The 9,551-nt window shown below is 74.0% G+C and carries 7 protein-coding genes; 5 read left to right on the top strand and 2 right to left on the bottom strand.

The window, feature by feature from the left end:
- A partial coding sequence (locus tag ACOJUF_RS01465) for a molybdopterin-dependent oxidoreductase (RefSeq protein ID WP_420120090.1) occupies positions 1 to 1,343 on the top strand: 1,343 nt, incomplete at its 5' end.
- 25 nt (positions 1,344 to 1,368) lie between these two features.
- Here the strand turns inward: ACOJUF_RS01465 and ACOJUF_RS01460 are convergent.
- Positions 1,369 to 1,920, bottom strand: coding sequence for a MarR family winged helix-turn-helix transcriptional regulator (locus ACOJUF_RS01460; protein WP_420120089.1), 552 nt, complete (start codon positions 1,918 to 1,920; stop codon positions 1,369 to 1,371).
- Entirely contained in the window at positions 1,917 to 2,291 is a 375-nt protein-coding gene (locus ACOJUF_RS01455) for a cupin domain-containing protein (RefSeq protein WP_420120088.1), read from the bottom strand. The genes ACOJUF_RS01460 and ACOJUF_RS01455 overlap by 4 nt, the downstream gene beginning before the upstream one ends.
- Before the next feature lie 205 nt (positions 2,292 to 2,496).
- Between ACOJUF_RS01455 and ACOJUF_RS01450 the strand changes: the two genes are divergently transcribed.
- Genes ACOJUF_RS01450 through ACOJUF_RS01435 form a run of 4 tightly spaced genes read left to right on the top strand, consistent with a single transcriptional unit; the run spans position 2,497 to position 9,488 of the window.
- Entirely contained in the window at positions 2,497 to 4,281 is a 1,785-nt protein-coding gene (locus tag ACOJUF_RS01450) for an N-acetylglutaminylglutamine amidotransferase (protein ID WP_420120087.1), read from the top strand.
- Positions 4,282 to 4,284: 3 nt separating this feature from the next.
- Positions 4,285 to 6,207: an alpha/beta fold hydrolase gene (locus ACOJUF_RS01445; RefSeq protein WP_420120086.1), complete on the top strand. Its 1,923-nt coding sequence runs from the start codon at positions 4,285 to 4,287 to the stop codon at positions 6,205 to 6,207.
- The gene (locus tag ACOJUF_RS01440) at positions 6,204 to 7,652 is read left to right on the top strand and encodes a circularly permuted type 2 ATP-grasp protein (protein ID WP_420120085.1); all 1,449 of its coding nucleotides are present in this window, start codon (positions 6,204 to 6,206) and stop codon (positions 7,650 to 7,652) included. Before ACOJUF_RS01445 ends, ACOJUF_RS01440 begins: the two co-directional genes overlap by 4 nt.
- A 48-nt stretch (positions 7,653 to 7,700) precedes the next feature.
- A complete protein-coding gene (locus tag ACOJUF_RS01435) occupies positions 7,701 to 9,488 on the top strand; it encodes a TIGR03767 family metallophosphoesterase (protein WP_420120084.1) in 1,788 nt (595 codons plus the stop codon).
- The last annotated feature ends 63 nt before the right edge of the window (positions 9,489 to 9,551 follow it).

Below are 9,551 nucleotides of genomic sequence, written 5' to 3'. Positions count from 1 at the left end.
TGCCGCTGCTGGCCGGCGCGGTGGCCGGGTTGTGGTTCCGGGCCCCCGTGTTCCGCCGGCAGTACTTCCCGGGTCGGGCGGCCCGCCCGGGCGCGGCGACCGGGTCGCCCGCCGCCCCCGCCGCCCCTGCCGCCCCCGCCGCCGATCCGGCCGGCGATCCGGCCGGCGGATCCACCTCCGCCCACCCGTCGGGCGACCCGAAACCCGCCCTGAGCGGCGCCGGCCACCCGATGGCCCGGGCCGCCGGCCCGGTGGTCGCCGCCCCGGCGGCCGCCACCCGGCGGGACTTCTTCCGCCTGGCCGGCATCGGCGCCGCGCTGGCCGTGGCCGCCGGGGCGGTGGCCCGGTGGATCCCCGGCACGGCCGAGGTCGCCGCCAACCGCGGAGCGGTGGCCCTGCCCACCCCGGCCACGTCCGCGGCCGCGGTCCCCGGTGCGACCCTCGACGAGGTCACCGGCATCACCCCGTTCGTCACCCCGAACGCCGACTTCTACCGGATCGACACCGCCTTCGTGGTGCCCCGGATGACCACGGACCAGTGGCAGCTGCGGGTGCACGGGCTGGTCGACAAGGAAGTGACGCTGACCTGGGCGGACCTGCTGGCGATGCCGTCGGTCGCGCACCTGCTCACGCTCACCTGCGTGTCGAACCCGGTCGGCGGCGACTACATCGGCAACGCCGTGTGGCAGGGCGTCCGGCTCGCCGACGTGCTCGCATTGGCCGGCCCCCAGGCCGGCGCGGACTGCGTCTACTCCACCAGCGTGGACGGCTTCACCGTCACCACCCCGCTGGCCGCGCTCACCGACGGTCGGGAGGCCCTGCTCGCCTACGGCATGAACGGCGAACCGCTGCCGGTGGAGCACGGTTACCCGGTCCGCATGGTGGTCCCCGGCCTGTACGGGTTCGTCTCGGCGACCAAGTGGGTCGTGGACCTGGAACTGACCCGGTTCGCCGAGGTGAGCGCCTACTGGACCGACCGCGGCTGGTCGCCGCAGGCCCCGATCAAGACCTCGTCGCGGATCGACGTGCCGCGCACCCAGGAGTCGGTGTCAACGGGCCGGGTCGCGATCGCGGGCGTGGCCTGGGCGCAGCACACCGGCATCACCGGCGTTCAGGTGCAGATCGACGACGGCCCCTGGGTCGACGCGACGCTGTCCGGTGACGTCGGCCCGGACACCTGGCGGCAGTGGGTCTACTACTGGCCGGACGCGACCTCCGGCTCGCACACCGCGCGGTGCCGGGCGATCGACGCGACCGGGGCGGTACAGACCGATCGGGTGCAGGGCGTCGTGCCGGACGGCGCGACCGGCCTGGACGAGCGCTCCTTCATGGTCACCGCGTGACCGTCGACCGCTCGGCGCCGGCCGGTCACGGCGGGGTGATCGCCGGCAGCCGCCCGCCGTGCGGGTGGCCCAGCAGGGTGGTCAGGTCGGACCGCATCGACTCGATCGCCGGGACCCCCAGGACCGCGGCCCACTGGGCCTCCAGCTCGGCGTAGACCTCCTCGACCGCGGCGAGCAGCGCCCGGCCGCGGTCGGTGAGCCGGACCAGCTTGGCCCGGTCGTCGCTCTGGTGCCGTTCACGGGTGACGTACCCGGCGTTCGCCAGCGCGTCGAGGTGTTTCGACGCGGCCTGCTTGGACACGCCGAGCAGGGCGGCGACGTCCGCGCCGCGCAGCCCGCCGGACCGCGCGGCCAGCAGCACGAAGCCGTCGGTGACGCGGACGTCGGTCCAGCCGCGCTCGGCCAGCCGCCGGTGCAGCCCGTCCACCAGTACCCGGTAACCGACGGCGAACAGCCGGGCCAACGGCACCCGGTCGCGGACGGGGTCGGCCGCCGGATCCACCCCGGCGCCGGTCGCCGGCCCGGACCCCCCGCCGGCGGCCGGGTCGGGTGCCGGCCCGCTCGTCGGGCGGATCACCGGGCCCACGGCGGGGTGAACGGTTCGCCGCCCGGCAGCTGGGCCTGGCCGCCGACCGGCAGCAGGCAGACCGCCCGCAGCGGCGCCGGGCCCGTGGCGGCGAGCGCGAACGGCACACCGGCCGGCACGACGATGGCGGCCCCCGGACCGGCCAGCTGCTCGCTCTCGCCGAGCCGGACCCGGGCGGTGCCCTCGAGCACGACGAACACCTCCTCCCGGGTCACCGAGTGCGGGGTGGCCGGGGCACCCGGATCGATCTCCACCTGCCAGACGCTGGTGTCGGTACTGCCGCGGCTCGGCGTGGCCAGGGCGGTGAACCGCGCGCCCGGGAGTTCGTGGGTCGGGGCTGACGGTGCGGCGAGGACGGGCATGACTCCTCCGAGGGGTGGCCAGACGGTCAACTACATTGACCTTCAATCTCGCACGAGCTCACGAATCCGTCAACTCGGTTGACCATCAACCGGGTCCCGCAGCCCGGAGATCAACCGCGTGTAGCGTCAGGGACCTGCCACAGTGACGTGTCGGGCCGGCCCGCGAGCCGATCGCGACCGGCTACATCCGTCTCGGGAGGGCAACGTGTGCGGGCTGAGCGGTGAGATCAGATTCGACGGAGCGCCCCCGGATCTCGAGGGGCTCGACCGGATGTCCGCCGTGATGGAGCCGCGCGGTCCGGACGGGCACGGCCGGTGGCACCACGGGCCGGTGGCGCTCGCGCACCGCCGGCTCAAGATCATCGACCTGACCGAGGCCGGCGCGCAGCCGATGGTGGACGACGAGCTAGACCTGGTCACCGTCTTCAACGGCTGCATCTACAACTACCGGCAGCTGCGCGAGGAGCTGTCGGCCGACGGCTACCGCTTCTTCTCCACCTCCGACACCGAGGTCATCGCCAAGGCCTACCACCGGTGGGGCGTGCAGTGCGTCGACCACTTCATGGGCATGTTCGCGTTCGCCGTGCACGAGCGCCGGACCGGCCGGCTGATCCTGGGCCGGGACCGGCTCGGCATCAAGCCGCTCTACCTCGCCCCGAGCCCCGGACGGCTGCGGTTCGCGTCCTCGTTGCCGGCGTTGCTGGCCGGCGGGGACATCGACACCACGATCGACCCGGTCGCGCTGAACTTCTACATGAGCTTCCATGCGGTGGTCCCGCCGCCGATGACGATCCTGCGCGGCGTGCGCAAGCTGCCCCCGGCCACCGTCCGGGTGATCGAGCCGGACGGCACCAGCACCGACCGGTGCTACTGGTCGCCGGCCCACGAGCGCGCCGACCGGTATGCCGGCCTGACCGAGAACGACTGGCAGGAGCTCGTTCTGGACACCCTGCAGGCCGCGGTCCAGCGGCGCATGGTGGCCGACGTCCCGGTCGGCGTGCTGCTGTCCGGCGGGATCGACTCCTCCGTCATCGTGGCCCTGCTGGCCAGGGCCGGACAGCACGGGCTGCAGACGTTCTCCATCGGCTTCGAACGGGTGGGCGACCGGGAGGGCGACGAGTTCGAGTTCTCCGACATCGTCGCCCGGGAGTTCGACACCCGGCACCACAAGCTGCTGATGCCGTCGAGCACCGTGCTGGACGGTCTCGACGGAGCGATCGGCGCGATGGCCGAGCCGATGGTCAGCCACGACTGCATCGCCTTCTACCTGCTGTCCCGGGCGGTCTCGGAACACCTGACGGTGGTCCAGTCCGGCCAGGGCGCGGACGAACTGCTGGCCGGTTACGACTGGTACCCGCCACTGGCCGACGTCCCGCCGGACCGGGCGCTGGAGGTCTACTCCGGACGGTTCTTCGACCGGGACAAGGCCACGATGAGCACGATCCTGCAGCCGCAGTGGACGATTCCCGACGACGCCCCGCGAGACTTCGTCGCCGCGCACCTGAACCGGCCGGGCGCGGACACCGCCCTGGACCGGGTGCTCCGGCTGGACTCCCAGGTGATGCTGGTCGACGACCCGGTCAAGCGGGTGGACAACATGACGATGGCCTGGGGCCTGGAGGCCAGGACCCCGTTCCTGGATCACGAGTTCGCCGAGCTGGCGGCCGCCGTGCCGCCCGCCCTCAAGCTGGCCCAGGGCGGCAAGGGGGTGCTCAAGGAGGCGTCCAGGAAGGTCCTGCCCGCGCAGATCATCGATCGCAAGAAGGGCCATTTCCCGGTCCCGGCGATCATCAACCTGGAGGGCGAGTACCTGGGCCGGGTCCGGGACGCGCTGACCGCCCCGGCGGCCCGCGACCGCGGCCTGTTCGACCCCGACTACGTCGCCCGGCTGCTGGCCGACCCGAACCGGCACCGCACCCCGCTCGGATCCAACCAGCTCTGGCAGCTCGGGCTGCTCGAGATGTGGCTGCAGCGCCACGGAGTGGGCTGAGCCGTGCCGGACGCGCGACCGGGGCTCACGCCCCTGCTGCGGGAGCGGATCGACGGGATCGCCGGGGTCGTCGGGTCCTGGTGCCCGGCCCTGTCCCCCGACGGCCGGCAGATCGCCTACGTCACCGATCGGTCCGGGCTGCCAAGGCTGGAGGTCGTCCACCTCGACCCCACCGGCGACGACGCCGACCGACCCCCGGCCCAGGTGTCGTTGCCCGATCAGGAGGTCATCTCGGTCGCCTGGTCCCCGGACGGCCGCTGGCTGACCTACCTCGTCTCGCCGAACGGCTACATCCGGGCCGAACTGCACGCCGTCCGCCCGGACGGGACCGACCACCGCGCGCTGGCCGGCATGGCCCAGCGGGAAACGGTTTTCGCCGGGTCGTGGACGAACCTGCCGTCGACGTACGCCTTCTCGCTGGCCGACGGGGTGTCACCGAACGCCGACGTGTGCTTCGTCGACGTCGAGAGCGGCGTGGTGCGCCGGGTGGCGACCGGCGGATTCCTCCTGGTCACCGGCATCTCGCCGGACGCGCGCCGGCTGGTGGCCCGGCGCGGGCCACGGGGGCACCGTCATCTGGTGCTGGCCGACGTACCCCTTGACACCGACACTGCCACCGACCCGGTGGCCCCGCTCCCGGCGCCGCGGCGCCTGCTGCACGCCGACTTCCCGGCCGGGGCCGACCAGGCCGAGGACGGCCGGTTCGCCGCCGACGGCTCGGCCGTGTACCTGCGGCTCGGCGCCGGCCGGGAACACCCGGCCCTGGCCCGGGTCCCGCTCGACGCGGACGGAACCCCCGGGCGCGTGCGGATTCTCGCGGCCCGCGACGATGCCGACCTCGACGCCTACGCGGTCCTCGATCAGGGCGCCCGGGCGATGCTGGTGTGGAACCTGTCCGGGCACAGTGCCATCGAGATGCGCGATCTGGAGACGGGCGCCGGGCACCGGGTGGACATCGGCCGGCGGGTGATGCCCGGGTGGTCGGTGCTGCCGGACGGCCGGTCGGGCATCCTCGAGCTGACCGAGCCGGTGGCCCCGCGCAGCCTGTACCACGTCGATCTCGTCGATCACCCCGACGACGCCCCGCCGGCCGCCCGCCGGATCACCGGCCTGCCGGTGCCGCGCCTGCCGGACGACCAGCTGTGCGTGCCCGAGCGGCGCCGCTACCGCGCCCCGGACGGGCTGCTGCTGCACGGCCTGCTCTACCGCCCGCGCGGGGAACCCCCGTTCCCCACCGTGGTGCTGCTGCACGGCGGCCCGGAGGCCGAGGAACGGCCGGCGTTCTCGATCCTCATCCAATCGCTGGTCGCCTGCGGGTTCGCCGTTTTCGCGCCCAACGTGCGCGGCTCCACCGGTCACGGGGCGTCGTTCACCGCGCTGGACGACCGGGACCGCCGGGAGAGCTCGTTCCCCGACGTCCGCGCCACGGTGGAGTACCTCGTGGCGCAGGGAATCACCGCCCCCGGGCAGGTCGGGGTGCACGGCTGGTCGTACGGCGGCTACCTGGCGATGATCGCGCTGACCCGCTTCCCGGAGCTCTTCGCCTCCGGGTCCAGCCACGCCGGCATGTCCGACCTGCGGACGTTCTTCACCCACACCGAGCCGTGGATGGCCGCGGCGTCGGTCACCGAGTACGGCGACCCGGTCGCCGACGCCGACCTGCTGGCCGACCTGTCCCCGCTGGTTCGGTTCGACCGGATGCGGGTACCCACGTTTTTCATGCACGGCGAGAGCGACACCAACGTCCCCGTCATCGAATCGGTGCAGGCGGCGCGCGCCCTCACCGACGCGGGGGTGCCGACCGAGCTGATGCTGCTGCCCGGGGAAGGACACACCATCGTGGGACGCGAGGGCCGGATCGCCTCGACCGAAGGCATCGTCGACTGGCATCTGCGGTGGACCCGGGGCCGTGGAGGGCCCCGATGACCCTGCTCGACGGGTACGAACCCGGCCCGCTGGACGAGGCCGTGACGCCCGGCGGCGCGATCCGGCCCGGGTACACCGCCATCCTGGACGCGCTGGCGCCGGGCGGTCTCGACGGCCTGCGGGCCGCCGCCCGTGACCTGGACCGTCGCCGCGTCGACGAGGGCATCTCGTTCATCGCCGAGATCGACGGGGTGCCGACCGAGCACCCGTTCCCCCTCGACCCGATCCCGCGGGTGATCGGGGCGGCCGACTGGGCGGCCATCCGCACGGGCCTGCGCCAGCGGGCGCGTGCGCTCAACGCGTTCCTGGACGACGTGTACGGCCCGATGCGGATCGTCCGGGCCGGGATCGTCCCGGAGGCGGTCGTCCGGCAGTGCCCGGGCTTCCTTCCGGCCGCGGCCGACCTGGTCCCCGGCGGCCGGCCGCGGGCCACCGTGATCGGGTTCGACCTGCTGCACGCGCCGACCGGCGAATGGGTCGTGCTGGAGGACAACCTGCGGGTGCCGTCCGGCCTGGCCTACGCGGTGGCCAACCGGCGGACCGCGGCGGCGTCGATGCCGGCCCTGCATCCGTGGCCCGGCCTGCGGTCGCCGGAGACCGTCGGCCGGGACCTGCTGGACGCGCTGCGGCAGGCCCGGCCGCCCCGGTGCCCGCGCGAGGTTCCGCACGTCGCGCTGCTGTCGGACGGACCGGGCAACTCGGCCTGGTACGAGCACCGGCTGCTGGCCGAGCTGATGGGGGTCCCGGTGGTGACCCCGGCCGACCTGTCCGGGGGCGCCGCCGGCATCGTCGCCGCGACCGGTCCGAGCGCGCCCGGCGAGCCGTGGCCGGTGGACGTGCTGTACCGGCGCCTCGGCGACGACGAGCTGGTCGCCGGTGAACCGATCGACGCCGCCGCGAACGAGCTGCTGGTCGCGGCGGCCCGGGCGGGCACGCTGGCCGTGGCCAACGCGCCGGGCAACGGGGTCGGCGACGACAAGGCGATCTACGCCTACGTCCACCCGATGATCCGGTTCTACCTGGACGAGGAACCGCTGATCGGCGACGTCGGCACGTGGGTGCTGGCCCATCCCGGCCAGTACGAGGGCGTCCGGGACCGGCTGGCCGAGCTGGTCGTCAAGCCGGTCGACGGTTCCGGCGGCTCCGGGGTGATGATCGGCCCCGACCTGTCGCCCGCCGAGGTCGCCGCGATGGTCGAGCAGGTCGACGCGGCCCCGCACCGCTTCATCGCCCAGGACGTCATCCGGTTCTCCTGCCACCCCACGCTCACCCGTGACGGGCTGCGGCCGCGGCACGTCGACCTGCGGGTGTTCGCCCTGGCCGGTCGGGACGGGTCGGTCGTCGTCCCCGACGTCGCGCTGAGCCGGGTGGCGCTGGAGTCGGAGGGCCTGCTGGTCAACTCGTCGCAGGGCGGCGGCTCCAAGGACACCTGGTTGATCGACTGACCGGCGGGGCGTGCGGCCGGTCGCCCGCCCCGCCCTCATGATGGTCCGGTGCCGGGCCTCTCGCGCCGCCGCTTCGCGGCCTCCGTCGTCGGTCTCGCCGCGGTCTGGGCCCTCGACCCCGATGTGCTGGGCCGGGCGGTGGCGGCCCCCGCGCGGCCGGACCGGGCGGGCAGCACGCTCGAGCAGACGGTGCTGCAGGGCAGCGGCGGTTCCGCGCAGTACCGGACCCTGGTCGCCGGGCCGGGTGAGCCGTACCTCAGCCGGCCGGACGTCCTGGGTCGCGCCCCGGCGCCCGGCCGGGCGGCGGCCCGCCGTTCCCTGCTCTACCTGGCCCACCTCTCGGACATGCACGTCATCGACGCCCAGTCGCCGGGCCGGATCGAGCCGATGATCGTCCAGGACCACGCCGCCTGGGGCTCGGCGTTCCATCCCCAGGACCCGCTCACCGTGCACGTGACGACGGCGATGGTGCAGGCGTTCGCCGACCTGCGCAGCAGCCCGCTGACCGGCGCGCCGATGGCTGCGGCCATCGTCACCGGGGACAGCGCCGACATGCACTCGCACCGTGAGCTGCGCTGGTACATCGACGTGCTCGACGGCGGCACCATCGTGCCCAGCAGCGGGTCGAGCGGCCGCTACGAGGGGGTGCAGGCCTGGCCCGAGGCGGTGTGGGCGTACCGCCCGGCCGATCCGACCGGCGGTTCGTTCGGCGACTACGGGTTCCCGCGGTTGCCCGACCTGCTGACCCAGGCCATCGCCACGCCGGTGCCGTCACCCGGCCTGCCGGTGCCCTGGTACACGGTCTACGGCAACCACGACACGCTGATGCTGGGCACGTTCGACGTCAGCGCCCCCTGGCGGGCGCTGGCCGTCGGTGGCGAGAAGAGCTGGACGTTGGCGGCGACCGCGTCCACCGCGCTGCTGGGATACGCGGCCACGGCCAGCCCGCTGCAGCGCTGGCTGGACTCGGTCGGCGTGCAGTCCGGGCTGCGCTCGGGCCTGCGGTCGGTATCGGCCGATCCGGAGCGAAGGCTGTTCGAGCAGCGCGAGTTCATGGTCGAGCACTTCACCACCCGGCCGGTGCCGGGGCCGATCGGGCACGGCTTCACCCAGCACAATCTGGACACCGGGCAGACCTGGTGGCAGGCCGACCTGACGCCGCAGGTCCGGGCGTTCGGGTTGGACACCTGCAACCAGGTCGCCGGGCCCGACGGGGCCGTGCCCGACGATCAGTTCCGCTGGCTGGAGGAGCAGCTCGCGGTCGCCCAGGCGGAACGACGGCTCGCGCTGATCTTCAGCCACCACAACAGCCTGACCCTGGAGAACCGCGCCCAGCGGCCCGGCGAGACGCAGGTGCTGCACGGTGCGGAGGAGTTCGTGGCGATGCTGCTGCGCTACCCCGTGGCCGTGGCCTGGCTCAACGGCCACACCCACCTGAACCAGATCCTGGCCCACCCCCGCGGGGACGGCGGCGGCCTGTGGGAGATCACCACCGCGTCCTGCATCGACTTCCCGCAACAGCAGCAGACGGTCGAGCTGGTCGACAACCGCGACGGCACCCTGTCGATCGTCACCACGGTCGTCGACCATGCCTCCCCGGTGACGCCGGGGTCGTCCGGGTCGTGGGCCGACCTGGCCGCCCGGAGCCGGGAACTGGCCGCCAACGACTGGGCCGAGACCCCGCTGATGCGTCGCGGGTCGGCGCTGGACCGCAACACCGAGCTGCTGCTGGCGGCCCCGTTCGACCTGTCGACGATCGACGACGCCACCCTCGAACGGCAACAGCTCGCCCAACGCGCCCGCCTGCTGGCCTACGAGCAGGGGCGGCCACGATGACCGCGGACGACCGGGCCCCCGCCCTCGCTCCCGACCTCGCTCTTGCGCCCGGGCGGGACCGGG

The organism is Nakamurella sp., assembly GCF_048594475.1.
Taxonomy (GTDB): Bacteria; Actinomycetota; Actinomycetes; order Mycobacteriales; family Nakamurellaceae; genus Nakamurella.
This window is presented reverse-complemented; position numbering and strand designations above follow the sequence as displayed.

Excerpts from the sequence above, each read along its gene's own strand:
- ACOJUF_RS01455 (WP_420120088.1), bottom strand. The coding sequence starts at position 2,291 with ATGCCCGTCCTCGCCGCACCGTCAGCCCCGACCCACGAACTCCCGGGC.
- ACOJUF_RS01440 (WP_420120085.1), top strand. The coding sequence starts at position 6,204 with ATGACCCTGCTCGACGGGTACGAACCCGGCCCGCTGGACGAGGCCGTG.